Source organism: Mucilaginibacter segetis (assembly GCF_016522075.1).
GTDB classification, from domain to species: domain Bacteria; phylum Bacteroidota; class Bacteroidia; order Sphingobacteriales; family Sphingobacteriaceae; genus Mucilaginibacter; species Mucilaginibacter segetis.
Genome location: NZ_JAEHFW010000001.1, coordinates 57,517 through 83,142 on the forward strand (window position 1 = coordinate 57,517; position 25,626 = coordinate 83,142).

Annotated in this window: 22 protein-coding genes; 8 read left to right on the top strand and 14 right to left on the bottom strand. The window is 40.2% G+C overall.

The genetic code is table 11. The annotated features are described in order from the left end of the window. Positions 1 to 36: 36 nt before the first annotated feature. The 4 genes from I5M19_RS00255 to I5M19_RS00270 all read left to right on the top strand — a co-directional run bounded on the left by I5M19_RS00255 (position 37) and on the right by I5M19_RS00270 (position 4,632). Complete coding sequence (locus I5M19_RS00255; RefSeq protein ID WP_200062887.1) at positions 37 to 1,884, top strand: sodium:solute symporter family protein; 1,848 nt, start codon at positions 37 to 39, stop codon at positions 1,882 to 1,884. Positions 1,885 to 1,893: 9 nt separating this feature from the next. Beyond that, the gene (locus I5M19_RS00260; protein ID WP_200062888.1) at positions 1,894 to 3,084 is read left to right on the top strand and encodes a glycoside hydrolase family 130 protein; all 1,191 of its coding nucleotides are present in this window, start codon (positions 1,894 to 1,896) and stop codon (positions 3,082 to 3,084) included. Positions 3,085 to 3,092: 8 nt separating this feature from the next. Beyond that, the gene (locus tag I5M19_RS00265) at positions 3,093 to 4,295 is read left to right on the top strand and encodes an AGE family epimerase/isomerase (RefSeq protein WP_200062889.1); all 1,203 of its coding nucleotides are present in this window, start codon (positions 3,093 to 3,095) and stop codon (positions 4,293 to 4,295) included. A gap of 67 nt (positions 4,296 to 4,362) precedes the next feature. Further along, positions 4,363 to 4,632 (top strand): hypothetical protein, encoded by a 270-nt coding sequence (locus I5M19_RS00270; RefSeq protein ID WP_200062891.1) that lies wholly within the window; start codon positions 4,363 to 4,365, stop codon positions 4,630 to 4,632. A 3-nt stretch (positions 4,633 to 4,635) separates the two neighbouring features. Here I5M19_RS00270 and I5M19_RS00275 read toward each other — a convergent pair whose 3' ends face one another. The 9 genes from I5M19_RS00275 to I5M19_RS00315 form a co-directional block, all read right to left on the bottom strand. After that, positions 4,636 to 5,784: an MFS transporter gene (locus tag I5M19_RS00275; RefSeq protein WP_235985729.1), complete on the bottom strand. Its 1,149-nt coding sequence runs from the start codon at positions 5,782 to 5,784 to the stop codon at positions 4,636 to 4,638. 83 nt (positions 5,785 to 5,867) lie between these two features. Continuing rightward, entirely contained in the window at positions 5,868 to 6,308 is a 441-nt protein-coding gene (locus tag I5M19_RS00280) for a hypothetical protein (protein WP_200062892.1), read from the bottom strand. 159 nt (positions 6,309 to 6,467) lie between these two features. Continuing rightward, complete coding sequence (locus I5M19_RS00285) at positions 6,468 to 7,169, bottom strand: DsbA family oxidoreductase (RefSeq protein ID WP_200062893.1); 702 nt, start codon at positions 7,167 to 7,169, stop codon at positions 6,468 to 6,470. 83 nt (positions 7,170 to 7,252) lie between these two features. Then, positions 7,253 to 7,471 (bottom strand): heavy metal-binding domain-containing protein, encoded by a 219-nt coding sequence (locus I5M19_RS00290; protein WP_200062894.1) that lies wholly within the window; start codon positions 7,469 to 7,471, stop codon positions 7,253 to 7,255. Between the two features lie 2 nt (positions 7,472 to 7,473). Next, positions 7,474 to 8,916, bottom strand: a complete 1,443-nt coding sequence (locus I5M19_RS00295) for a PepSY-associated TM helix domain-containing protein (protein ID WP_200062895.1) — start codon at positions 8,914 to 8,916, stop codon at positions 7,474 to 7,476. Position 8,917: 1 nt separating this feature from the next. Next, the gene (locus I5M19_RS00300; protein WP_200062896.1) at positions 8,918 to 11,266 is read right to left on the bottom strand and encodes a TonB-dependent receptor; all 2,349 of its coding nucleotides are present in this window, start codon (positions 11,264 to 11,266) and stop codon (positions 8,918 to 8,920) included. A gap of 135 nt (positions 11,267 to 11,401) precedes the next feature. Beyond that, positions 11,402 to 11,743 carry a hypothetical protein gene (locus I5M19_RS00305; protein ID WP_235985730.1) on the bottom strand — a complete coding sequence of 114 codons (342 nt, stop codon included), beginning with the start codon at positions 11,741 to 11,743 and terminating at the stop codon, positions 11,402 to 11,404. A gap of 136 nt (positions 11,744 to 11,879) precedes the next feature. Further along, positions 11,880 to 12,239 carry a hypothetical protein gene (locus tag I5M19_RS00310; protein WP_200062899.1) on the bottom strand — a complete coding sequence of 120 codons (360 nt, stop codon included), beginning with the start codon at positions 12,237 to 12,239 and terminating at the stop codon, positions 11,880 to 11,882. Positions 12,240 to 12,394: 155 nt separating this feature from the next. After that, on the bottom strand, positions 12,395 to 12,841 hold the full coding sequence (locus I5M19_RS00315) for a hypothetical protein (protein WP_200062901.1): 447 nt from the start codon (positions 12,839 to 12,841) through the stop codon (positions 12,395 to 12,397). A 219-nt stretch (positions 12,842 to 13,060) separates the two neighbouring features. Between I5M19_RS00315 and I5M19_RS00320 the strand changes: the two genes are divergently transcribed. Together I5M19_RS00320 and I5M19_RS00325 are read left to right on the top strand one after the other, a co-directional pair. Next, positions 13,061 to 15,082 (top strand): glycoside hydrolase family 127 protein, encoded by a 2,022-nt coding sequence (locus I5M19_RS00320; protein WP_200062904.1) that lies wholly within the window; start codon positions 13,061 to 13,063, stop codon positions 15,080 to 15,082. Continuing rightward, positions 15,079 to 17,298, top strand: a complete 2,220-nt coding sequence (locus tag I5M19_RS00325) for a putative Ig domain-containing protein (RefSeq protein WP_200062906.1) — start codon at positions 15,079 to 15,081, stop codon at positions 17,296 to 17,298. Before I5M19_RS00320 ends, I5M19_RS00325 begins: the two co-directional genes overlap by 4 nt. Before the next feature lie 15 nt (positions 17,299 to 17,313). On the opposite strand, the gene I5M19_RS00330 is transcribed toward I5M19_RS00325, so the two are convergent. The 3 genes from I5M19_RS00330 to I5M19_RS00340 form a co-directional block, all read right to left on the bottom strand. After that, entirely contained in the window at positions 17,314 to 18,216 is a 903-nt protein-coding gene (locus tag I5M19_RS00330; RefSeq protein WP_200062908.1) for a hypothetical protein, read from the bottom strand. A 155-nt stretch (positions 18,217 to 18,371) separates the two neighbouring features. After that, positions 18,372 to 18,779, bottom strand: a complete 408-nt coding sequence (locus I5M19_RS00335; protein WP_200062910.1) for a hypothetical protein — start codon at positions 18,777 to 18,779, stop codon at positions 18,372 to 18,374. A 99-nt stretch (positions 18,780 to 18,878) separates the two neighbouring features. Continuing rightward, positions 18,879 to 19,901 (bottom strand): fatty acid desaturase, encoded by a 1,023-nt coding sequence (locus I5M19_RS00340; protein WP_200062912.1) that lies wholly within the window; start codon positions 19,899 to 19,901, stop codon positions 18,879 to 18,881. 155 nt (positions 19,902 to 20,056) lie between these two features. Between I5M19_RS00340 and I5M19_RS00345 the strand changes: the two genes are divergently transcribed. Then, complete coding sequence (locus I5M19_RS00345) at positions 20,057 to 20,470, top strand: EamA family transporter (RefSeq protein WP_200062914.1); 414 nt, start codon at positions 20,057 to 20,059, stop codon at positions 20,468 to 20,470. A 129-nt stretch (positions 20,471 to 20,599) separates the two neighbouring features. Then, positions 20,600 to 23,080, top strand: a complete 2,481-nt coding sequence (locus I5M19_RS00350; protein WP_200062916.1) for an outer membrane beta-barrel family protein — start codon at positions 20,600 to 20,602, stop codon at positions 23,078 to 23,080. Positions 23,081 to 23,252: 172 nt separating this feature from the next. Here I5M19_RS00350 and I5M19_RS00355 read toward each other — a convergent pair whose 3' ends face one another. Continuing rightward, on the bottom strand, positions 23,253 to 23,837 hold the full coding sequence (locus tag I5M19_RS00355) for an RNA polymerase sigma factor (RefSeq protein ID WP_200062918.1): 585 nt from the start codon (positions 23,835 to 23,837) through the stop codon (positions 23,253 to 23,255). Between the two features lie 105 nt (positions 23,838 to 23,942). Next, the gene (locus I5M19_RS00360; RefSeq protein ID WP_200062920.1) at positions 23,943 to 25,595 is read right to left on the bottom strand and encodes an ArnT family glycosyltransferase; all 1,653 of its coding nucleotides are present in this window, start codon (positions 25,593 to 25,595) and stop codon (positions 23,943 to 23,945) included. Positions 25,596 to 25,626: the final 31 nt, after the last annotated feature.

Genomic DNA, 25,626 nt, shown 5'->3' on the forward strand with positions numbered 1-25,626 from the left:
TTATATACTTAACGGCTAATAGAAACCGGAAAAATTATGAAACTATCCCTGATAGATATTTCCATTATTGCACTTTATCTGCTCAGTACCATATTTATCGGGCTTTGGTATCGTAAAAAAGCTAAAGAAAATAAAGACAGTTACATGCTCGGCGGTAAGTCGCTGCCGTGGTATAAACTGGGCTTAAGCGATGCATCTGATATGTTCGATATCAGCGGAACCATGTGGATGGTAAGCCTCTGTTTTGTATATGGTATGAAAAGCATCTGGATACCCTGGCTTTGGCCGGTATTTAATCAGGTGTTTTTAATGATGTACCTGTCGCGCTGGCTTCGCCGCTCCAACGCATCCACAGGTGCGGAATGGCTGGCTACCCGTTTTGGTAAAACCGGCCGTGGAGTTACCAGTTCGCACATGGTGGTAATAGCATTTGCGTTGTTAAGCTGCCTCGGCTTTATGGCGTACGGCTTCATCGGCTTGGGCAAGTTTATTGAAATATTTATCCCCTGGGATCTTATAAAAGGGTATATCCCGTTTGATGTGGCGCCGCAATATATACCACATGTATATGGCATCATTTTTACCCTGTTTGCCATGTTCTATTCCATATTAGGAGGTATGCATAGCATTGTAGTGGGCGATATGGTAAAATACGGTATCATGACAGTTGCCTGTATATGGATAGGTTTTATAGCGGCCCAGCAATTAAGCAGCCACAAACTGGATGTACCCGGTGGGTGGTTCAGCCCGTTTTTCGGCAAACACCTCGGGCTCGATTGGAGCGGTATCATCACCGAGGTAAATCAAAAGATAAAAAGCGATGGCTACTCGCTGTTCGCCTACTTTTTTATGATGATGACTTTTAAAGGTTTTTTCGCGGCATTGGCAGGTCCTGCGCCGAATTACGATATGCAGAAAATATTATCTACGCGTTCACCTGAGGAGGCCAGTAAGATGAACGGATTTGTGAGCGTTATACTATTACCTATACGTTATACCCTCATTATCAGCTTAACAATTTTAGGTCTTATTTATTATCATCAAATGAATCTTGCCAACGGCACCGGAGGGATAGATTTTGAACGCATACTGCCATCAGTTATCAATAACTTTTTACCTGTTGGCTTGGTTGGGTTATTACTTGCAGGTTTATTAGGCGCCTTTATGAGCACCTTTAGCGGCACCATGAACGCCGCTCAGGCCTATATCGTTAACGACATCTACCTTAAATACGTTAACCCGGAAGCATCTAATAAAAAGATTATCACCATGAATTACCTGGTGGGTATAATTGTGGTAGCCGTTGGTGTTATACTTGGATTTTTTGTAAAAGATATCAACAGCGTTTTACAATGGATAGTCTCTGCATTATATGGTGGATACATAGCAGCTAACGTGCTAAAATGGCATTGGTGGCGTTTTAATGCCAGCGGATTCTTTTGGGGGATGCTTTCCGGTATAGTAGTAGCCATGATACTCTCCTTGTTCGTTACATTCGGCTATATACCCGAGGGCGAATTGTTGTACTGGTTCCCGGTATTATTTGCGTTATCGTTAACAGGTTCTATAATTGGTTCATATGCCGCTCCTGCTACAGATATGAAGGTTTTGCAATCTTTTTATACTAACGTTAGACCATGGGGTTTTTGGGAGCCGGTTAAGCAGGTTGCGTTGGCTAATGACCCATCCTTCCAGCCAAATAAAAATTTTAAACTTAACATGTTCAATGTAGTAATGGGTACCATAGCCCAGTGCTGCCTAACTATATTACCCATGTATCTGGTACTATGGCAAAAAACATCGCTATTGGTTACCATAGCCATTTTGGCGGTAATGATGCTGATTTTGAAAAGAACATGGTGGAATAAATTAAAAGAATATTAACACATACTTATGACCCAGCAATTTAAGGACAGACTAACATTATTACAGGATGCTCATGATAAGCTTATACATACAAAAAACGAAGTTGATGGCATTGGCAATGGCATTTATGACCGTTACAAAAATCCGGTTTTAACCGGGCTGCATGCGCCGCTAAACTGGCGGTATGATATGAATCCCGAAACCAATCCTTATCTGATGGAGCGGTTTGGCATAAACGCTGCTTTTAATGCGGCAGCAATTAAATGGAACGGGAAATATATTTTGATTGCCCGTGTTGAGGGGAATGACCGCAAATCTTTTTTCGCCGTGGCTGAGAGTCAAAACGGTGTAGATAATTTTAAGTTTTGGGAGCACCCTGTTACCATGCCAGAAACCGACGAGCCTGATACCAACCTTTACGATATGCGCCTCACCGCTCATGAGGATGGATGGATCTATGGTTTGTTCTGCACAGAGAGGCGCGACCCGCAAGCACCTCAGTATGATCAGTCAATGGCAATTGCTGCTTGCGGTATAGCACGTACGAAGGATCTGGTAACCTGGCAACGCATGCCTGATCTGCAAACTAATTCGCCACAGCAACGTAACGTGGTATTGCACCCGGAGTTTGTTAATGGTAAATATGCTTTATATACACGTCCGCAGGATGGTTTTATTAGTGCGGGGAAGGGCGGAGGCATTGGGTTTGGGTTGTGCGACAGTATGGAAAATGCCGTAGTTGATGAAGAGATCATAATCGACAATAAACAATACCATACCGTTTACGAAGCTAAGAACGGGCAGGGGCCCGCTCCTATTAAAACTGAAAAAGGCTGGCTGCATTTAGCCCATGGTGTGCGCAATACGGCTGCGGGTTTGCGTTATACCTTATACATGTTCATGACGGACCTTAACGACCTTACAAAGGTTATTTATAAGCCTGCCGGATATTTTTTGGCGCCCGAAGGTATGGAGCGGGTTGGCGATGTATCAAACGTAGCGTTTTGTAATGGCTGGGTTAAAGATGATAATGATGATGTATACATTTATTACGCTTCATCAGATACACGGATGCACGTTGCCAAAACAACCGTTGATAAACTGATAGACTATGTAACTAATACCGCACCTGATGGCTTACGGTCCGCGGTATCTGTCAACACCATAAATGCTATTATCAACAATAATAAAAATTTACATCAGTTACAGGAAAACTAAATTGCAGCATGAGCGGGTTAGGGGATCGCCGGTTAATTAATTATAAAAATGAGCTTAATGATGAGCTTAACAATATTTTAAATTATTGGATAAACAACACTGTTGATATTGTGGATGGCGGCTATTATGGTCGGATAGATAATGATAATAATATAATTGATCATTCGCCAAAGGGATCGGTTTTAAATGCGCGCATATTGTGGAGTTTTTCAGCGGCATATAATCAAACGAAAAATACCGGTTTACTGCCTTGGGCGCATCGTGCTTACCATTATATTACTGATAATTTTATTGATAAAGAATATGGTGGAGTGTACTGGTCGGTAGATTATTTGGGGAAACCACTGGATACCAAAAAGCAGGTATATGCATCGGCTTTTACTATTTATGCATTAAGCGAGTATTACAAGGCAACCAAATTGGATGAGGCATTTGCCGAGGCCAAAAAACTGTTTCGCCTGCTTGTAGAAAAAAGTTACGATACCGAACGTACCGGTTACCTGGAGGCCTTTACTAAAGAATGGGAGCCGATTGCCGACTTGCGTTTGAGCGCTAAGGATGCTAATGAGAAAAAAAGCATGAACACGCACTTGCACGTGCTGGAAGCTTATACTACACTTTATAGCATTTGGCCCGATGCGGAGCTACGAACGCAAATAGAAACGCTGTTAAATAATTTTCTCGATTATATTATCGATCATGAAACTCATCATTTGGTGTTATTCTTTGATGAGGATTGGAGTCGTCGGTCGGGCACGGTTTCTTATGGGCATGATATTGAGGCTACCTGGCTTTTACTGGAGGCTGCCGAAGCCATAGACCATCATGAATTGGTGGCTAAAATAAAATTGATCTGTATTGAAATATCAAACGCCACTATTGAGGGAATAGATACCGATAACGGATTATGGTATGAATATGAACCATCGCAAGAGCATTTGATAAAGGAAAAACACTGGTGGGTACAGGCAGAGGCTATGGTTGGTTTTTTTAATACCTGGCAAATTACAGGAGATAAAAAATACCTCGATCTGTCATTGAACAATTGGGACTTTGTAAAGAGACATATATTGGATAAACAAAACGGCGAATGGTTTTGGGGTGTATATGCTGATGGTTCGGTAATGCGCACGGAAGATAAAGCCGGAATATGGAAATGCCCTTATCATAACAGCAGGGCCTGCATCGAGATCATGAGGCGTATAGGCTAATACCCGCTTTTTAAAAACTTATTGATGACAAGCCTGTTTAACTGAAGTGATTTAATTAAAAATGGTTATGAATGCTTATCAGCAAAAATGGGTAGAGGTTTTAAGAGGCGCTAATATTAAAGGGTGGAAAGTAGAAGTCAATGGTGATGATATAATGGTAGAAATGCCGCATGTAACCGATCTGAAATTAATAGAAGATAACGTGCCTGAAACACTTGCTGCTATTTCTCTGGATATAAAAATGCCTAAGCAACGCCTGGTTTTTCATTTTCATAACGGGCACGAAAAATTTGAGTATATCCTTAATCCAACGGAGGACGACCTTGACCGAGCCTGAGGGCTAAATTTTAGCCTTAGTGGAAATAACGGTAACGCATAACCCCATCATGGCTATTAAGGTAAATGATGCACGTAAGGTTGCCGCTTCTGCAATAAATCCAATTAAAGGCGGCCCTATTAAAAACCCCATAAAGCCAATAGTTGATACTGCTGCCAGCGCCACGCCCGGCGACATGGTTTTTGACCTTCCAGCTGCACTAAAAACCATAGGTACTACAGATGATACGCCTGCCCCCACCATTAAAAACCCAAAAAGGGCGGTGTATAATTGCGGAAATATAACCGCTATCATTAACCCCGTGGCAGTAAGTAAACCACTTATTTGCAAAGTACGCTTTAGCCCGAAACGGTGCGCAAACCAGTCGGCAATAAAGCGTCCGCCTGCCATGGTAAGCATAAAGGCGGTGTAACCAGCGCCCATCCAGGCACCTTGTGCAAGCACTACCTTTTTAAAATAAATAACGCTCCAGTCGAACATGGCGCCTTCACATATCATGGAGCAAAAGGCTATAATACCGAGTTTTATGAGCGAGTTGTCCGGCATCACAAAAGCAGGTCCGGCACTTGCTACTCTGTCGTTTTTAAGATAACGGGATGATACGATAATAACTATCAGAATGATGATGAGGATGAGGCTGAAATGATGAAATGGAATAATGTGGTTACCAATCATAAAAGTACCTATGCCCGCGCCTGTAAAACCGGCCATGCTCCATACCCCATGAAAAGAAGCCATAATAGGTTTTTCGTAAATAGCTTCGGCTGCAACCGCCTGCGTATTTACTGCTATATTTACCGCATTACTGGAAAACCCAAATAACAGTAAACATAATATCAGCTGCAGGGTGGTTTGCGCTAAACCTAATGTTACCAGTGTACAGCTATATACTACCAGTGCGGTAAGCAGTAAGTTCCTGCTGCCTATCTTGGTAATTATCCACCCTGAAAATGGTAACGAACACATGAGGCCAACCGGCAAGGCAAATAAAACACCGCCGAGGGCAGCATCAGTAAGGTTAAGGTTTTGCTGGATGGTTGCTATACGCGATGCCCAGCTGGCAAAGCACAGCCCCGCCATAAAAAACATAGCGGCTACGGCAATGCGGAGCATCTTTTTGGAGAAATGGTAAGGTGGTACTACAGTTTCCAATAGCCTTAAATTACTTGGTGTAAATATTACACTAAGATATGTTATAATTTTATATTTACAGCGAACATTTATTGTGCCAGCATTTACTGTTGGATATCAAATGTTCCGGTAACGTTAGATGTAGTGGTATTTGTAGTGGAATCGTAGAGGTCTGCCGTAAAAGTACCCTTTAAGGTGCCATGTGTGCTATCTGTAAGGTCGTAAGTAGTAACGGTTACGGTGCCTGTGCCAAGGGCATCGCCAATTACTAAAATGCCGATATCAAAGGTTCCTTTTGAGCTTCCGTCAAATGCGAGTCCGAAATCAGTATCATTGCCCATATATATGGATGCCGGAGTAGTTGTACCGGATGCAGCTGTCATTACAAAGGAAACATTGTGTTTAGTAGTAGTGGTGCCATTTATGGTATAGGTTACCGTGCCGCTTCCGGCCCCTTCAGGATAAATTGGCGGATCAAGCTTACATCCTGTAATACTTACAGCTATAAAAAGAAGAAACAGAAACCCTTTTGTAAACTTGTTCATAAAAGCATTCATATAAAAATTGAAGGTAATAAAATGCGGTTTAAAATAAGTTATTATTGGTCATAATATTAGTACTTATACGATTAAATATATAAAATGTTAGAATATATAGTATGATATTTTTTAAGACACATTTATAGGATTGGCTGTTTATAAGGATCAACAGTTTCCATCCGGGCCGCAAACCTGGCCGTTAATATCATCGGTATTTGAAATGGCGGTGGGTTTCCATTCCTCAAATGCCTTTTCTAATGTTTGGCTAAATACAGGTACAGGCTGTGCGCCCGATACGGCATATTTGCCATCCATTACAAAAAATGGCACACCGCGTATGCCTAAATATTCAGCTTCGGCAATATCATGTTTAACATCATCTGCATAGGCATCCGTACTTAACACATCAATAATTTCCTGTCTGTTAAGGCCCATTTCATTACCCAGTTCCGCAAGGGTTGCCGTATCATCAATATTTTTGCCTTCGGTGAAATAGGCCCTAAAAAGTTTTTCCTCAGCTTCAACGCCCAAGCCATGTTTTTTTGCAAGATGACTAAAACGATGTGCTTTAAAACTATTAGCCACTACCGCCCGGCCAAAATGATAAGTTAAGCCAACCTCTGCAGCCATTTCGGTTACATGCGCGTTCATTTGGTGCGCGTATTCTAAAGTCCAGCCTTTTGCATCAGCCAGGTATTGGCTGATGTTTACTGATGGATCTGTTTTCATATCAGGATTAAGCTGAAAACTCTTCCACTCAATTTCAACTTTATCTTTTTGGTCAAATTGTTGCAATGCATCCTCAAAACGGCGTTTACCGATGTAGCAAAACGGGCACATCACATCAGACCATATCTCCACTTTCATAATGCGTATATTATTGTTGAGATAAAATTACATCAATACCCTGTTCTCGGCGTAAGCACAAAGTAAAAAAACAATTAAGCTGTTTATTTGGTCGAGGTTTTATCTCTTTCCACCAGCTTCATGCCGCATTTAGAACATACGCCGGGGGTATCTGATGTAATGTCCGGGTGCATGGTGCAATAATATTTACCTTTTAATTTGGCTGTCTCTGTTGCCTTTGCTTCTTTTTTTGCTGTGTTGTTACAAGCGTTAATGCTCAGGAATGATGCCGCTAAGGCAATAAGGATGATCGTTCTTTTCATGATTATTTATTTTTTAAAAAAGCGGCAAAGCCGAATAAAGATACTACTAATACGCCGAGCGCTGCAAGCATGCTCACTATGTCGCGTACGTTTTTGCCTGCCCATGTCATACCAAAATATTTATGTAAAAATATAAATGATAAGCCCTCGGCACGGTCGATACCGGACACTTTAGCCGCTAATTGCGATGTGGTGGTTTCTATATACCAGTTCTCGTTGCCCGGATAACTGATCTTTTGCACAGGAAGCCGTTTGTTAATAAAGCCATATTCATTATCAAACTGGCGTATTGGTGTTACTGTTAATTTTGCCTTGTGATTTTTCACGTCGGACATTTCACGATAATACTGGCTTAAATAGGTGGCATATAGTTTATCGCCATCCGTCAGTTCTTTACCGTTTATTGCATTAATATATAATACATCTTTTTTACTGGTGCTTATTTGGTAATAGGTAATGCCGAAGTATTTTATTAATCCGGTTTTAACGGTCAGGCTATCGGGAACAGGTAATTCCAGGTTTGATACCGATATATCCTTACTATTAATAACCTGATTATATATCTTTTCCATTGAACCCTGGTTATGCAGTTTAACCAACAGATGAAATGCCCCGCTTACAATAAAGGTTAACATCACAAACGAAACTATGAGGCCTATTTGCCTGTGAAAACGATGCACAAATCGGGTATCTTTCCTGTTTGCAGCCCTCCTGTTTTTGGTAGCGGTTTTAAATTTCTTCCAGAATAAACCATATATGGTTATCCCGCTTAACAGCGAGAGAAACATAATGCCCACTATGCACAACAGTACGATCAGGCGAAACTGGTCGCCTCCAATAGCTGCCAAAAAATCCCAGGTGTGGAATTGTTCAAACAACCACAAGAATGCTTTACGGGTGTTATTATTAAAAGTAGCCATCCGGCTTTGCCCGGTCTCTACATAAATATCCATCCCATCCGGCCTGTTAAACGACACCTTCCATACAGGCAACAGGTGATTTATAGGTTGATACTGCCCGTCAAATGTTTTTTGCAGGGTAAGGCTCTTTATGGCCGATACCGAATCTTGTGTAAAATACCGGGCAAGATAAACGGCATAAGCCTGATCTCCGTTTTTAAGCAATCGGCCTGTGTTGGCCGAGTAGTATTGGAAAACACTATCGGTGCCTAAAATCTGGTAATAGCTTTGATGATCAAAATTCACTAATCCGAAATTGACGAATTGAGTGATGTGATTAGTATCTAATACCTGCTTTAAGGATAGTTGCGGTTTCATGTTTTGCTGCGAAAGCGGTTTAAATACCTCTTTGGCAATATCGGGCCTGAACCAATTGGCCATAAACGGATGTGATAATCCGCTTATGGTCCAAAAAATTACCGGCACCAGGGCGGTTAAGCCCAGCACCCGGTGCCATTTATAAAAGTTTTGTTTTGCTGTTGCCATCTTAATTTTTTGAAAAGGAATAACTGATACCTAAAGTATAGGTGCGCGGTGGTGCGGCATTATAGGTGTCGCCATACTGGTTGCTGGTTACTGTTGTAGCGTAAAGTTCATTGGTAAGGTTGAGCACGTTGAACCAGATGCCGGCGCCTTTTAATACTCCTTTTTTTGCTTCGTACCCTGTACGCAGGTTGTAAATATTATAGCCCGAATAAGTTTTGGTATTGGCAGGGTTAGTAAAATATTGGTTAATGTGCTGCCACTCCGCCGCTATGCGTAACCCATTGATGTAAGCAGGTTTGTAAGTGATCTCCGAGTTGGCTATCCACGTAGGTGCATTGGTCATTCTTTTACCATTATAGTCGATGGTGTAACTGGTGCCTGTGCTGTAATTGGTACGTACTTCACTGTAGTCGACATAAGTATGTTTGGCATTGGTACCGCTAAAACGTAACGTCAGCTCATTTAACGGGGCATAAGCCAATGTGTACTCAACACCACGGTGTCGTGTTGCTCCTGCATTTTGGTTTTGGGTGGTATTATCCGGCAATAACTGACTTATGATCTCATTACGCCCTTCCAGATCATACAAGCTAACTTCCACATACATCTTTTTGTGCATGGTAGTAAACCAGCCGCCTGTTTCATAGTTGTTGAATGTGGCCTGTTTTAACGGCGTAAGTTGTCTTGAGCTGTACAGGTCTCCCGTTTCGGGCGGTTGAAAGCCCACACTGTAATTAGCATAAATTCCTCTGTTGTCGCCAAAGTTATAGGTTAAGCCAAGTTTTGGCGCTACTATGTTAAAGTTGTTAGTTTCCCGTTGTTTGTACTTAGTACTACCCGCCGGTAAGTTATTGCTGAAATCATAATGAATACGATCATACCGCAGCCCCATCACTATACGGAGTGCGTCTGTCGGCTTAATTTCATATTGGGTGTAGGCGGCAGTATTAAATAGCTTAATTCGATAATCATCAATGTACCGGCCGGTATTGGTAAAACCCGTGTAATAGTTCCTTTGTATGTCCTTCTGAATATCCAGATACTGTGCATAGTACGAACTCGGACTATCATCTATATAAGCGCCTACGATCAATCGGGAGTTAAGAAAATCAAAATTGGTACGGTGCTGTGTCAGTAAACCAAAACTGTGAAAACGCTGATCGTTCACCTGCCCGTTGGAGCTGATGTAATTGCCCGCGTTGTCCCTCACATCAGATATAAAATAGCTGGGAAGTTGCGCTGTAGAGTTATCACGGTAAAAAAGTGTTAAAAAAGTATTGCTCTTGCTATTCCAGGTATGATCAAGCCTTGTGCTTGCCCTTAACGAATTAACTTTGCGGTAAGTAAAACGCTGGTTAGAACCATAGCTGCGGTTATAAAAATGCGCACTATCCAAGCTTCCAGGTGTTTGGGTGTTCAGATAATTATAAGTGAACGCGGTAGTAAGGCGGGTGGCGGCATCAAAATCATAAGTGGTTTTAAAGTTGCCGGAATATTTATCGAAATCGGAATAATCCTGCCAGCTGTCTTTTTGATGCGCAACATAACCACCCACATATAAGCCAAACTTGCCGGAACTAAATCCTCCGTCCGCATCAACCCGACGGTAATGGTAATTATCTCCCTGCACCGATACATTGCCTGCATAGCCCGCCGGCGCTCCCTGTGTAATAAAGTTAATAGCGCCGCCAATAGCGTTACTGCCATATAACGACGAAGCCGGACCTTTTATCACCTCAATATCGCGTACGCCGTTCATGTTGATTTCGTAAAGCGAATTATGGTTAAATATCCCTGTAGGGCGTATAGGAAGGCCATCTTCCATATATAGATATAAGGCGTTGTAGGTAATAGGCTGGCGAATGGCCATAGTGTGCTGCTCGTTACCTAAATTCACCATATAAACGCCTGCTACTTTATTTAATAATTGATAAAGCGCCGTTGCTTTGGTATCATTTATTTGAGCAGATGTTATCTTGCTGATGGCTATAGGCGCGTTTTGTCGCGCTTGTGTTTCGCGGCTGGCCGATACGATAACCTGCTGCATATCTATAGTTGCCGGTTCCATTATCACGGAGATATTGGTAAGGTTGGCGTTGGTAATAGTTGCCAAGGCAGTTTGGTAACCCATCATGGAAAAACGAAGTTTGCTTATCCCGGTTCCTTCCAGGGTGAATTTACCCTTGGAGTCTGTTGTAGTAATAGCCGTTGAATTGGCAGCATTACTCACCTTTACACCGGCCAAAGCCTCATGGGTGCGGGCATCAGTAACAATTCCCTGTATGTTTTGTGCATAGGTATGCACTGCAAAAAATAAAAATAGGATAGATATTAATATAGATGATCTCATAAAAAATTATATGATATTTTAACTGCATGGCAGCCGGAAAAGCGATACACAATTGCAGGCGCATGCAAACGATAATAAACTTGCCCATGTTTAAAAACATCAGCAAGTACAGTTAAGAAAAATATAAAATGTGTTTTATGAGAGCCGGGGCGGCTGAAATATGGAACGTGATTGTACCGGTAGTTTTATCCGGTTATTAGGAATAGGGATAACCGCCAATAAAGTAGTGTGGAATTTGATCTTAACAGGTACGTTACAAAACGCTTCCTGGAAAAGATTTTTTTGATTTTGCCTTTCCTGCGCATTTTTATTGTCTTCGGCTTGCTTTATCTTTTTCATAAAGTAGCATTTACCGTTACAATGCAGCCAGGGTTTATCGCGGTTTACGCATAGATTTTCGGCAATGTATTTTTTGTTCAGCTCAAAACCCGCGTAAATAAATAAACGCGAAAGATTAGCGCTAAATAGCGTGAACATTAACAAATAAGCGGTAATACGTTGCCACATATTGCCGCAAAGGTAATACACAAACTATTAGCTTTTTTATTAAAATTCATTTAAAAATAAAAACCCCGCCTTTTAAGGCAGGGTTTACATAACTTTTAATTGGAATTTAATTTGTAGCTTTTTTTAGCGTGGTGTGTAAATGATCATCACCTACCTGTATATTCATGCTAACCGAGTCGGCGTAGCATTTTCCGCTGTGCGGTATATCCATGCCTTGTACATTTACACTAAAGGTAAAGTCGTCACCTTTAATTTTTCCGTCCTCAATGTTCACTTCTCCTTGTGGAGACTGTGCAGTACCTGTAAGTTTTTCGCCATCTACTTTAAAGGTGTAGCTTAACGGAATAGTGTTGCCGTCAGTCATGGTTAAAGATCCTGTCCATTTACCGTTCAGGTCAGCAATGGCTGCTAAACATATCATGAAGCAGCAGGATAAAAGAGCTGTTGTGATTAATTTTCTTTTCATAATGGGGTTGTTTTATAATAACTAAATGTATAATTTTTTATTAAAATATAATAATTGATATATTAATAAATAGCATGTACCCCAGTAAAACATATTTACGCTGCAAAAAAATAGCGAAACGCCGCACCAACGCCCCGCTATTTAATGGCAAGTAATCAGGTTTTCTCTATAAATTTATCTGCGGCTACTTGTATTTTTCGGCCGCTCATATCTTCCATTTCAAAAGTTAATGTCACTTTTCCATTTTTGCCTTCAATGGTAATGGTGGCATCTTTCTCATCTCCGTTGTTATTACTGAAGGTAGCTGTAATTACACTTTTTCCTTCTTTAAACGGCACTGTCCAGTTGCAGGTATTTGATTTAATAATGCCGTTCATTTCCTCGTTTTCTGTGCCGTGTGTTAGCTTAATATTAGTTTTACCATACTCTATTGAGGCAGGTTCATCTACAGTACGCTGTATATCCCCGTCTGCATCCAGATATATCGTTTCAACGGAACTGAATAATACATTTTTGCCGCATTGTGCGTAACTTACTATACTGCCGGCTGCCAGCAATATCAGGGTAAGTATCATTTTCTTTAATTTGATCTTTGTTTTCATATAAGGTTTGTTTTATTTCAGCAAAGATATATGTTTTACATAGTAATATGCAATGCAAAGTACTATATAAAATAAAAATAAATTATAATTGTCTGATAATTAAATTATTAAAAAATACTTGAATGTAGATATTTAAGCTTACGTGGTGCATTTGCCGCCATTAAAGCTTATTTATATTATATTTTTGATAGCTTTACCTTTATCATTTCCATTTTGCTCATGAAAAAACTCAGTTTTGTTTTTTTTGTACTTATTGGTATCGAAGCGAATGCTCAAAAGCAGGATTATCCCATTCAGCCGGTAGCATTTACTAATGTTAAACTTACAGATCATTTTTGGACATCACGGATAGAGACAAATCGTACCGTTACCATACCGGCTTCTTTTGAACGTTGTAAAACTACCGGCAGGGTAAAGAATTTTGAAATGGCCGCCGAGCATAAAGGCAAATTTTGTACTGTGTACCCTTTTGATGATACCGATATTTATAAAACCATTGAGGGCGCATCTTACTCCTTAGCGGTTCATCCTGATGAAAAGCTCCAAACCTATCTTGATTCGCTGATCACGATTATAGGAAATGCACAGGAGCCCGACGGGTATTTATATACCGCACGCTCTATTGATCCCTTACACCCGATATCCGCAGCCGGACCTGAACGATGGATAAACGAACAAAGCAGCAGCCATGAATTATATAACTGCGGGCATATGTTTGAAGCAGCAGCCGCGCATTATATGGCAACAGGCAAACGTAACTTTCTTAATATCGCATTAAAGAATGCCGACTTACTGGTGCGTACCTTCGGGCCTGATAAAAAGCACGTTGCCCCCGGCCACGAAATTGTGGAGATGGGTTTGGTGCGCTTGTACCGTATTACAGGTAAAAGAGCTTACCTTGATCTGGCAAAGTTTTTTATTGATGAGCGCGGCAAAAAGCAATACAATAAGAAAAGTAAAAATGTATTTGAAAATGGTGTTTACTGGCAGGACGACAAACCCGTGATTGAACAGGATGAGGCCGAAGGGCATGCCGTACGGGCTATGTACCTGTATTCGGGCATGGCTGATGTAGCGGCATTAACCGGAGATAAGCAATATTTAGCCGCCATTGATAAGATTTGGGATAACATGGTGGGCAAAAAAATGTATGTGCAGGGTAGCATAGGCGCTGTTGGCGATGGCGAGCGTTTTGGCGACAATTACGAATTACCCAATACCACTGCCTATAACGAAACCTGCGCCGCTATAGGAAGCGTATTTTGGAACCAACGCATGTTTTTACTGCATGGGGATGCCAAGTATATTGATGTACTCGAAAAAACTTTATACAACGGTTTAATATCAGGTGTGGGGTTGGATGGTAAATCATTTTTTTACACCAACGCCATGCAAATACAGGATAATTTTAATCATCCTGATATTGAACGTGAGCGTTCTGGATGGTTTACTTGTTCGTGCTGCCCTACTAATGTTGCTCGCTTAATTCCGTCTGTGCCGGGGTATATGTATGCTCAAAACGGCAAGGATATTTATGTAAATCTTTTTATCAGCGGTACGGCAAATGTCACAGTAAATAACAGCAAAGTTAAAATCACTCAGCAGAATAACTATCCCTGGAACGGCGACCTGGCTTTTACCGTTGCTCCGTCAAAAGCAATGGATATGAATGTAAGGATACGCATACCCGGCTGGGCCCAAAATGAAGCCATCCCATCAGATTTGTATCGCTATCAGCACCAGAATAATGAAAACGTAACCATCAAAATAAATGGTGAGCCGGTACAATACCATATGGAAAAAGGTTATGCTGTGCTTGCTAAAAAGTGGAAAAAGAATGACAGGATAGAAGTTAACCTGCCTATGGAAGTACGCCGTGTAACAGCAAACGCCAAACTGCCTAATGATGATAATAAAGTTGCCCTGCAACGCGGCCCGATGATGTATTGCGCCGAGTGGAAAGATAATTTTGGCAAAGCAGCGAATATAATCGTCCCTGAAAATACAAAGTTCACTACACAATACGAAGGCGACCTGTTAAACGGCGTAACCGTTTTAAAGGCGGATGTTAAGTCCGTAGTGATAGATGATTCCGGACAAAACATCCATACAAAAAACCAAACACTTACTGCTATACCATACTATGCCTGGGCTAATCGTGGCAAAGGCGAAATGATGGTGTGGTTTCCGCAGCAGGTAAAATATATTGATCTGTTAACCAGCGAAAATACTGTTAAATGAAAAAAGTTTTATCCATAGCGTTACTGCTATGCTTTTGTTGTTTAGGCGCCGTAGCGCAGGAGTTATCTTTATCAAAAGGATGGAAATTTAAGCAAGGCGACAGCCTGCAATGGGCATCAACGCAATTGAATGATAGCAATTGGAACTCTATAGATGTTGCCCGCGACTGGGAAAGCCAGGGGTTTGCCAACTATGACGGCTTTGGTTGGTACAGGCTGCACGTGGTTATACCCACATCTTTAAAAGAAAGTTCTTACTTAAAAGATAGCCTGCGCCTGGAGTTGCATAATGTGGATGATAACGACGAAGTTTATTTGAATGGCAAGCTCATAGGTAAATATGGCGGCTCGGGTACTGATATTAAGGAAAGTAAATACGGGCCGCGTACTTATCTGATAGCAGCCAACAATCCCGCCATTTTATGGGATAAGGAAAACGTTATAGCCATACGGATATTTGATACCGGAGGAGCAGGTGGTTTGTATGGAGATAAGTTCAGCATCAGCATGAATGATGTAATGGATTATGTAAATATTAATACCGATGGTGATTTTAGTTATGGCCCTAAAAGCAGTTTGGGTAAATCTGTTAAACTGGTAACTACAGGTAATTATAATTATAAAGGAAAGCTGAATTTTAAAGTAACCGATCCTGAAACCGGTTCGGTTATTTATGAAAAAACTAACGACGCTGATTTTGCCGCAGGTAAACCCTTCACTTATACGTTTACTATTGGCGAATTACAAAAGAAATCGTATGATATCAGCTATACATTTACCGATGAAGCATCGGGGACTAAAATATCCAAAACAGAAAGTACACCCTATGTATTAACCCCTTATCCATCATCAAGACCAAAAATAAACGGAGCTGATGTGTTTGGCGCCCGCCCGGGTAACCCATTCTTATACCGCATACCTGCTACAGGTAAAGCACCTCTTGCCTATAAAGCCGAGGGTTTACCTGATGGATTGAATTTGGATGCAGTTACCGGTATAATTACGGGTACTGTAAATACCAAAGGCGATTATCCTGTTACACTTACGGTAAGTAACTCCATTGGCAGCCGCACCAAGCAATTTACCATAAGTATAGGTGATAATATTGGTTTAACCCCGGCCTTGGGATGGAACAGTTGGAACGCATGGGGGTTAAGTGTTGATGATAAAAAAGTGCGCATATCCGCAAAGGCAATGGCCGATAAGCTTGCATCGCATGGATGGGCGTATATTAATATTGATGACGGATGGGAAGCAGACAACCGTCGGGCTGATGGGGAAATAGCCACTAACAGCAAGTTCCCGGATATGAAAGCCCTTGCTGATTATGTTCATGGGTTAGGTTTAAAAATAGGGATATACTCATCCCCGGGGCCTCGTACTTGCGGCGGATATTTGGGTAGCTGGCAGCACGAGGATCAGGATGCTAAAACCTATGGCGACTGGGGAATAGATTACTTGAAATATGACTGGTGCTCCTATTCGGAAGTGACGGCAAAAAACCCTACGCTGGCCGATATGAAAAAACCTTACCAGGTAATGCGCTCCGCTTTAGATAAAATAAACCGCGATATTATGTTTAGCTTTTGCCAGTATGGTATGGGTAAGGTTTGGGAATGGGGCGCCGAGGTTGGTGGTAACAGCTGGCGTACTACAGGGGATATACAGGATACCTGGCAAAGCATGTCGGGTATTGGTTTTGGCCAGGCGGCAGCAGCCCCGTATGCGCAACCCGGACATTTTAACGACCCTGATATGCTGGTTGTAGGCAAAGTAGGATGGGGGCCAAATTTACACAATACAAGGCTTACTTATGATGAGCAGTACACACACATCAGCTTATGGTGTTTGCAGGCAGTGCCTTTATTGATAGGTTGTGATATGAGCCGGCTGGACAAGTTCACTTTAAACTTGCTCACAAATGATGAGGTATTGGCTATTGATCAGGATGCTTTAGGTAAATCCGCGCTGCCTGTAATAAAAAAAGATGGCTACGAAGTTTGGATAAAAGAAATGAAAGACGGAAGCAAGGCTATAGGTATATTTAATAAGTCTGATAAATATCAAACTATATCCCTAAACCGTGAGGAGGCCGGCATAGCAGGCTATAAACGGATAAGGGATGTGTGGCAGCAAAAATACATTATTAACAGCGGCCCCGATTTTAAAACGAGCGTTGCGCCGCATGGGGTAATGCTGGTGCGCGCGTATAAATGATTTGTCCCAAATTGATCAGGGGATTTCGTAGTGATATATCGGTGCAAATACACCTTCACTGGTGGTGTAATAACTTTTGCCATCAGGTGAAAAACCTATGGCTTCACCTTGACGTTCCTGTTTATAAGGCAATTCACGTGGAGTTTTTTGCATAACTGCCCATATCGGTTCGTTTGGCTTGCGCTGCCAGTAATAAACTTTTTCATAGCTTTTCAAGAGTATTTGCTTGCCATCTTTTGATATATCACCAGCAGTTATCCACTTAAATGGTTTAAGTCCTGAAAAAAACAATTTACAGCGGAAGGTTAATGTAAGTGTACTGTTTGCTTTAAAATTTAAAGGGGTAGTATAAACACCAACGGTATCATGTCGTTTGCTTACTATATATAGTAAATTTTCAATGGGGTCTATCATTAGCGTCTCCGCGTCTTTTGGGCCATCCGGGTATTTTAGATTGACTGATGTAACGGCTGCGTGTATTATGCTATCCTTAGTCCAGGCTTTGTGTTCCTCTGAACGGTAGATAGTAATAAAATTACGATCACTACCGTTATCACCAATATCGCCTATATAAACGTAACTTTTGCTTTTTAAAGGGCCGGGTCCAACAGCAATATCTTCGCAATCTTTTACACCATACGGAGGTCCGCCTGTTCCTTTAAAATAAATGGTGCTGTGTAAAACGCCATCAGGGGTTATGGAAAAAAAACGACTGGTATCGCCGCTATCATTATGCACATAATAAATATCAGGATTTATGCCGGATGCAGCTATGCCGGATGTTTCATCCAGTTCCTTATTTTGCAACCTGCTTTCGGGCTGTAACTTTTTATCAATTAACTTATGTTTGGCAAAAGCACCTGCAAAAAGCAAAAAAACAACGGGTATAAGTATATTTAATTTTTTTCGACGGCTCATTCTTTTTAATATCCGTTAATAACACATAAATGCATTATGTAGTATAAACTTCGCATTAATTATTGCAAAATGTTAACAATAATAATGCAAAAATCAAAAATGAGCTTGTGTTTTACATTTTGATATAGATGTAAGGATCAAACAACGGCTAAAAGTTAATTTGCGGTAGTAAGTTCCCTTGCGGATCGGTAATCGGCCAGGCCTATCTCCTGCACATAATTACAATTGCATGGATGCCCCGGAGCAATATAAACAGGCATATCAAAACCTAACTGCTGATAATAGGGTGTAATAAAAGCCTGTACCGGGAGACCGTTCGCTGTAGAAATAATTTCGGGTGTTAAATTTTTTAGCGGTTTTAGCAATAGTTTAATATCGCACAGTTCAAGTTTATCTGATACTGGGATCCAGCGGCTTACCTCATTAATATTAATTAGTACGCCATTCTGTTTTACTCCTTTAAGTGTACCAATTTGAACTTCGTTATTTAAATAACTTTTAACCAATACTCTTTGGCCGATATATCTGCCGAAAATTAAGAGTTTTTCAGATGCATTTACCATACTTATTTTGCTAATAATATTAGCAAAATAAGTAATTTTATCGGTAATAAACAAGTTAATTGGCGGATGATTTTACTCTGGCATCAACTAAATTTGATATCAGGCAACCGCCTCTTTGTTGGTTGTTGTGGTCAGGTCGATGTCAGGTTTTGAGGTATCTGTAAGTACAACCTTGCCCCTGTCACGACGTAAAATCCGGTTAAACAGCGATATCTCCCTGTCGAACAAAAACTGAAAGAAAAGTTTTGTCCATGAGGTATGATAATAAAGCGTTTCGTAGTATTCTGGAGCCGTCTTTTTTATCTGCGGAAGTTTATTCCAGGGTATGGACGGGAAATCGTGATGCTCGTTATGAAAACCCACATTAAATGCAACCGTATTAAAATTGCCGTAATAACTATACGTTTCCTGCTCAACGCTATGGGTTAAATAATGCTCCTGTATCCAGCGGGCGCCCAATGGGTGCAAACCAACCGAAAATGAAAAACTAAGCAGCAAAAACGTAAGGGAATGCCAGCCCATAAAATACCATATAGCAGCAGTAAATACTACCTGCAATAAAAAGTTGGTAAGTATCCAGCCATCAAATGGATGTATCTCCCTTAATCGTGATAAGCGGAAAAGCTGAAAAATTGGAAAGAACAATAACCAAAGTGCTTTTCCGAAAAACGAATTGCTGATCAGTTTAGCCTCCCACCTATTAGGCAGGTCTGCATCTAATTCATGCACACCCTGGAAAGAGTGATGTTTGATATGATATTTTTCGAAAGATATTGCGCTTGGCAATATTTGCGGCAAATTAGCAAACATAGATGCCCACCGGTTTGCATTGCGGTTTTTAAATAACAGCTGATGGGTGCATTCATGTATCATCACAAATAAGGCATGGTCGGCAAAGGCTCCTAATAAATAAGCAGCACCCACAACTAACCACCACGATTGATCACGTAGCAGCCATGCCATAATTATCTGGAAAGCTACCAAACCCACAATAGCAAAAATGGTATTTGGATTTTTACCTATCAGTTGTCTTAACTGCGGAAATTCTTTTAAAATCTTTTTTGTACGAACACGATGCGGTTCAGATTCATGGGAGTAAACAAAGTCGGTTTTCTTGGTCATATTTATTAAAACGTTCAATATAGGAATAACGTCTAAATAAATTTTACTTTACCATGATATTTAATAATTATTTGTTAAAAAAATTAATATTCATTTTTTAAAACAGATTTGCTCCAGATTATTCCGGTAATTTTAGGTGTTTAAAAAAATAAAATATGTGGTGGATATATGCATTATTAGCAGCATTATTTGCTGCCTTAACTGCTGTTTTTGCAAAAGTTGGTATAAAGGGTGTTGATACCGATCTGGCAACAGGGATACGTACTATTGTAATTCTCTTTATAGCCTGGGCAATTGTTATATACAAGGGTAGTAATCATACTATAGGTGGTTTAACTAAACAAAACTGGATTTTTTTGATTCTTTCAGGATGCGCTACCGGGCTGTCATGGATCTTTTATTTTAAAGCCTTGCAGTTAGGAAAAGTATCGCAGGTTGCCCCGGTTGATAAGTTGAGTGTGGCTATAGCCATTATCCTGTCAGTTATATTTTTAGGCGAGCCGGTAACGCTTAAATCAGCCTTGGGGGCACTGCTGATTATCGGTGGAACATTAGTGCTGATATTCTGAAAAGAATATACTTTATCATAGTTGCTTAATGTAACAATCTTGCAACTTGCCCTCAAAATACAGTTTTAATACAAACTTTCTTTCAATTTTGCCGTCCCTTATATATAATAAATCGACAAAATTCTATTCATGCGAACGAAAATTCAAGTATTAATATTAACTCTTATTTCTGTTTTTTGTTTAAAGGTACAGGCGCAGGATGGCAAATTAAGCATCACCGGTACGGTAATTGACTCACTTACCAAAAAGCCTGTAGATTATGCCACGGTGGGCATTTACAAACAAGGCAGTACCAGTCCTTTTAACGGCGCAAGCACCGATGCCAAAGGCGTATTTACCATAGATAATTTGCCTGCAGGCGATTATAAATTAACAGTAGATTTTTTGGGCTATAACAGGCATACCTTAGCACATGTTAAAGCAGGTGCCCAACCATTGCAAATAATACTCAGCCCTGTACAACGGCAGCTAAAAACAGTAAACATTACCTCAACAGTGCCGTTAGTCCAAAATAAGATAGATAAAATGGTATACAACGCCGCCAACGATCTTACAGCCCAGGGCGGTGTAGCTATTGATGTATTAAAAAAGGTTCCGCAGGTAACTGTTGATATTGACGGTAATGTGGAATTACAAGGTAACGGGAATATCCGTTTTTTAATTAATGGTAAACCATCCAGCATTTTTGGGGCCAGTTTAGCTGATGCCTTACAGTCTATACCTGCCAGCCAGATCAAAAGCATTGAGGTAGTTACCAGTCCCGGAGCTAAATATGATGCATCTGGTACAGGTGGTATTATTAATATTATCTTAAAAGATAATAATGTGGAAGGTATAAACGGAAGCGTGAACTTGTCAGCCGGCACCCGGCGCGAAAACGGATCTTTTAACCTGAATGCACGGAAAGGGAATTTCGGCGTTAATGCTTTTTTTAGTGGGAACGCTCAGTTAAGAAGAGAAACCCCCAATAGTAATAACCGTTCCTCAACAGATTCATTAGGTAATACAACTACCTTATTTCAGAATGGTGCAAGCAATTTTACACGTAACGGTTATCAGTCTGGTGTTAACCTGGAATGGAACATTACTCCGCATGATGATCTTACCGGATCATTAAATTTTAATCATTTCGGTAATGATAGCAAGGATCTTACTACGCAGGAGCAAACTAAGTATAATCCGGATGATGATATCATCTCCTACCTGAGCAGTTTACGTAACTCCAGCAGTAAGTTTAACGGTACGTCTACCGACTGGAGCTTAAATTATCGCAAAACATTTGATAAGGAAGGTCAGGAACTTGACGTATTGTACAATTCCAGTTATGGTAAAAACCAGTTTAACTCATTTCAGCAACAGGATTACGATAATGTAGGTGTGCCATCATCAGGTATATCTAATGATAACCCGGGTAACGATCATGAAACCAATATTTCTATTGATTATACCCACCCCATATCAAAAACATTTACTATTGAGACAGGCGCAAAGGCGGTTTTTGAAAGCATAAGCAATCGTATTATTACCGATACGCTGATGGGTTCGACTTATGTGCCGAATCCTGATCAAACCTATGGTTTCAACTACGACCGTAAAATTTATGCGTATTATCTGGCTTCTACTTTTTCTATGTTCAATGATTTCCTGGAAGGTAAAGCAGGCTTGCGCGACGAGTACACCACTACTTCAGTTGATTTTCAGGGAACAAAAATACCCAGCTATAATATTCTGGCACCGTCAACTATATTGATGCATAAGTTAGATCAGTTACAATCTATTAAACTGAGCTTTTCTTATCGTATACGCCGGCCCGACTATGGCGATCTTAACCCGTTTTATAACATCAGCGATCCGCATAATATCAGCACAGGTAACCCTAATCTTAAACCCGAAAAGGGATATAACTTTGAGTTAGGTTATAATAAATCATTTAAACAGGGTACAAATATAAATGTAGCAGCATTTTACAGATACAATACAGATGACCTGCAAAGATTCACTACGTTTTACCCTGAATTGATTGTAAATGGTAATGTTTATGATAATGTATCACTTACACAGCGTTATAATATCGGCTCGCAGATAAATTACGGTCTTAACCTGTACGGTTCTGTTCCGGTAACGCGTAAACTAAATCTCCGCTCAAATATGTTCATAGCAAACCGGGTGATCAAAAATCCGGGCAGTTCAAACGTAAGCGGGTTAAATTACCGTATTAATCTTAATGCCAGCTACGATTTCGGAAACGATTTTGCCGCCGAAACATTTATTAATTATCGTTCATCCCGTAAGGATATTCAAGGAAGCAGCCCGGCGTTTTATTTTTATAACATTGCGGTACGTAAACAATTTCTTAATAAAAAGGCAAGCATAGGTTTAACAGCGTCAAATCCGTTTAACAAATATGTTAACCTTACCTCAACTACAAACGGCGCAAACTTTAGTCAAACTAATTACCGTCAAATTCCTATCCGCAGTTTTGGTATTACCATCAGCTACAAATTCGGCAAGCTTGATTTCTCTAAAAAGAAAGAGGGGGAAGGTGAATTTAACCCTGAGGATTCAGGAAGCGGCAGCCTGCCCGTACCGGGTTCAGGTGGCCCTAAATAATTTGAAGGGTCGATCCCGAAGAAATTGATCAAATATTTAAACTATCCAAAAGGACAATGAGAAATCGTTGTCCTTTTTTCTTAAGTAAATTATTTGCATTAGTTTATTGAAGGGGTGGATAGTAATGGAAATTTAGGCCATGTAGTATACAAATACGACGTAAAATAAAAAGCTATGAAGCGGTTTTCAGAAAGTTTATATCCTTAATTAGAAAAACTCTCAATGCTTTGAGTCCGCAACGTACCCTTGTTTTTACTGTGCCTAAGGGTAATTGTAATTTATTGGCAGCTTCGGTATGGCTATAACCCTTAAAATATACAAGATCAAGTATCTCCGCCTGCTCTTCTTTTAAATTATTTACAAAATTACGTAAACCGTAATGATCTATGTTAACCTGAACCTGGTAATTCGCTTCAATATAAGAAGAATCGGCGCTCTCAATATCCTGATTTAATAATGAGTTATGGTGTCTTTTTGATCGTAACTCATCCATAGCCATATTACGGGCAATGTTTATCATCCAGGTGTATAATCTTCCTTTTTCAGGATCATATAAATTAAAAGAATTCCATATTTTCAAAAACACCTTTTGCAATACATCTTCTGCAACTTCACGGGTTTTAACAATACGGATGATTGAGTAAAATAAGGTACGGGCGTACATATCATATAAAGCTTCTGCTCCTGTACGGCTTTTAGTTTTTATGGCTGTTACTATTTCCGCTTCAGTTAGATAGGTTTTTGTGTAAACATTCATAAATTGGCAATCTTGTTTATCATATCACTAATGTTATGCCAATAATATATAAAGTAAACTAAAAGTTAACTTTATAGCTTTTTGAAGTAGGAATTTTCCAATTAATTATTTACTGATTAAATAAACATGGTTTAGCGTGCCTGCACGAGTGTTTTTATTAATAAAAGCAGGTAGCACATTTTCCTGTGGATAGTTAATAAAAGCATGGATAATTTTAAAATCGGTATGCTGCTGTTTTAAATTATCTACAATTTGTTGGGTGGCAAAAAATACAGTTGGTTGCAATGAGGAAAAAGTGCGTAGTTCATTAACCGGTAAATAGCTTACAGGCCTGTTGCAATAAAATTGAAAAACGTTATTCGATTCTCGTAAGGAATATATTTTAAACGGTTTGCTCATATGTTTATTAACATATTTTGCCGCGGCTATCTGGCCGTTATAAGCGGCAACCGTTCTAAAAAAAACGATGCTTAAATAAAAATTTGCAAATAGCACAGAGCAGCAGCTAAGCAAAAAAACACGCTGCGGACGTTGTTTTGTTTTAAACCAAATAACAAGCATTAATGCTCCGAACACAATACAATCCGTTATAAAAAAAACGGAGCTTTCCGGTTTTAAATAAAAATGCACTACAATAATTACTAACGGCAGTAATGTAATGAATATGATTTGTGCCAAGTCCCTTAATTTTCCTTCTGATTGGCTCAGTTGTTTAATGCAATAAGGGGCGGTTATTATTGCGAAAAGCGGGAAAATAATATTGGTATAAAAAGGCAACTGGAAGCGTGATAACGAGAACAATACTAACAAAAGCATGCCGCCACTTATTGTATAATATTCCGGAAGTTTAACTTTGCGAACAATATTTTTAATGGTTTTGTAAACCGAGAAATAAAATAAAAGGCACCAGGGTAAAAATGCCCATAGCAGGGTGTGCAAAAAAAAGAATACGTCGCCGGATGATTTTTGCTGTATTGGGCCATTATTTACAAAGCGCCCGAATTGGCTATCCCACAAAAACCACCTGATGCCGGACACACCCGTATGTCCGAAAACAACCTTTTCCGGGTGCATATCAAACTGTATATATAAGGCATATAACTCTGGCAGGGTAAATAATGCCGTAAGCACAAAAAGCGATAACCACTTTACGCTGAATACCGACCAAAATTTACGCTCAAATAGTAACTGACCAAGCAAGCCGCCATATATGGCAACAATAACAAAAATGCCTTTGGTCATGATAGCACAAGCGGCGAGCAGTGCGGCTAATAATAGTTGGCTAATGCTGAAACGCTCGTACAGCCGGGCTACATGATAAATGCTGCCGATAATTAAGGCCATTAAATAAGGCTCGGCCCGTACATCGGTATTTGATAATATAACATGCTGTGCGGTTGATAGAATTAATACCGCAATTATTGCTGTTTCTGTTGTGTAGTACTTGCGGGTAAATAAAAAGGTATAAACCAGGCTCAGTAAAAAAAAGAGCAAAGCGGGGAGTTTATATGCCCAAACACTTATCCCGAAAACCTTGAAACTTGCATAAACCATCCAGAACGGGAAATGGGGTTTATCAAGCCAATCCTGGTTATATGTGTATAACTGCAGCAGATCTTTTTTATAGATAAGATTTTTTGCGATGGATGCATATAACCCGGGATCATCAGAAAAAAAATCAGTAGCAATGCCCGAAAAATTAACTGTTACAGCCAGTATAAAAAGTAGCAAATAAAAAGGCCTTACGTTATATTTCATTTAATTAATCGGCAACTGCTTATAATCAGCA

What these genes read in the sequence shown, in the direction of transcription:
- I5M19_RS00255 (WP_200062887.1), top strand. Translation starts at nt 37, where the DNA reads ATGAAACTATCCCTGATAGATATTTCCATTATTGCACTTTATCTGCTC.
- I5M19_RS00260 (WP_200062888.1), top strand. Translation starts at nt 1,894, where the DNA reads ATGACCCAGCAATTTAAGGACAGACTAACATTATTACAGGATGCTCAT.
- I5M19_RS00265 (WP_200062889.1), top strand. Translation starts at nt 3,093, where the DNA reads ATGAGCGGGTTAGGGGATCGCCGGTTAATTAATTATAAAAATGAGCTT.
- I5M19_RS00270 (WP_200062891.1), top strand. Translation starts at nt 4,363, where the DNA reads ATGAATGCTTATCAGCAAAAATGGGTAGAGGTTTTAAGAGGCGCTAAT.
- I5M19_RS00280 (WP_200062892.1), bottom strand. Translation starts at nt 6,308, where the DNA reads ATGAACAAGTTTACAAAAGGGTTTCTGTTTCTTCTTTTTATAGCTGTA.
- I5M19_RS00285 (WP_200062893.1), bottom strand. Translation starts at nt 7,169, where the DNA reads ATGAAAGTGGAGATATGGTCTGATGTGATGTGCCCGTTTTGCTACATC.
- I5M19_RS00290 (WP_200062894.1), bottom strand. Translation starts at nt 7,471, where the DNA reads ATGAAAAGAACGATCATCCTTATTGCCTTAGCGGCATCATTCCTGAGC.
- I5M19_RS00295 (WP_200062895.1), bottom strand. Translation starts at nt 8,916, where the DNA reads ATGGCAACAGCAAAACAAAACTTTTATAAATGGCACCGGGTGCTGGGC.
- I5M19_RS00300 (WP_200062896.1), bottom strand. Translation starts at nt 11,266, where the DNA reads ATGAGATCATCTATATTAATATCTATCCTATTTTTATTTTTTGCAGTG.
- I5M19_RS00305 (WP_235985730.1), bottom strand. Translation starts at nt 11,743, where the DNA reads ATGTTCACGCTATTTAGCGCTAATCTTTCGCGTTTATTTATTTACGCG.
- I5M19_RS00310 (WP_200062899.1), bottom strand. Translation starts at nt 12,239, where the DNA reads ATGAAAAGAAAATTAATCACAACAGCTCTTTTATCCTGCTGCTTCATG.
- I5M19_RS00315 (WP_200062901.1), bottom strand. Translation starts at nt 12,841, where the DNA reads ATGAAAACAAAGATCAAATTAAAGAAAATGATACTTACCCTGATATTG.
- I5M19_RS00320 (WP_200062904.1), top strand. Translation starts at nt 13,061, where the DNA reads ATGAAAAAACTCAGTTTTGTTTTTTTTGTACTTATTGGTATCGAAGCG.
- I5M19_RS00325 (WP_200062906.1), top strand. Translation starts at nt 15,079, where the DNA reads ATGAAAAAAGTTTTATCCATAGCGTTACTGCTATGCTTTTGTTGTTTA.
- I5M19_RS00330 (WP_200062908.1), bottom strand. Translation starts at nt 18,216, where the DNA reads ATGAGCCGTCGAAAAAAATTAAATATACTTATACCCGTTGTTTTTTTG.
- I5M19_RS00335 (WP_200062910.1), bottom strand. Translation starts at nt 18,779, where the DNA reads ATGGTAAATGCATCTGAAAAACTCTTAATTTTCGGCAGATATATCGGC.
- I5M19_RS00340 (WP_200062912.1), bottom strand. Translation starts at nt 19,901, where the DNA reads ATGACCAAGAAAACCGACTTTGTTTACTCCCATGAATCTGAACCGCAT.
- I5M19_RS00345 (WP_200062914.1), top strand. Translation starts at nt 20,057, where the DNA reads ATGTGGTGGATATATGCATTATTAGCAGCATTATTTGCTGCCTTAACT.
- I5M19_RS00350 (WP_200062916.1), top strand. Translation starts at nt 20,600, where the DNA reads ATGCGAACGAAAATTCAAGTATTAATATTAACTCTTATTTCTGTTTTT.
- I5M19_RS00355 (WP_200062918.1), bottom strand. Translation starts at nt 23,837, where the DNA reads ATGAATGTTTACACAAAAACCTATCTAACTGAAGCGGAAATAGTAACA.
- I5M19_RS00360 (WP_200062920.1), bottom strand. Translation starts at nt 25,595, where the DNA reads ATGAAATATAACGTAAGGCCTTTTTATTTGCTACTTTTTATACTGGCT.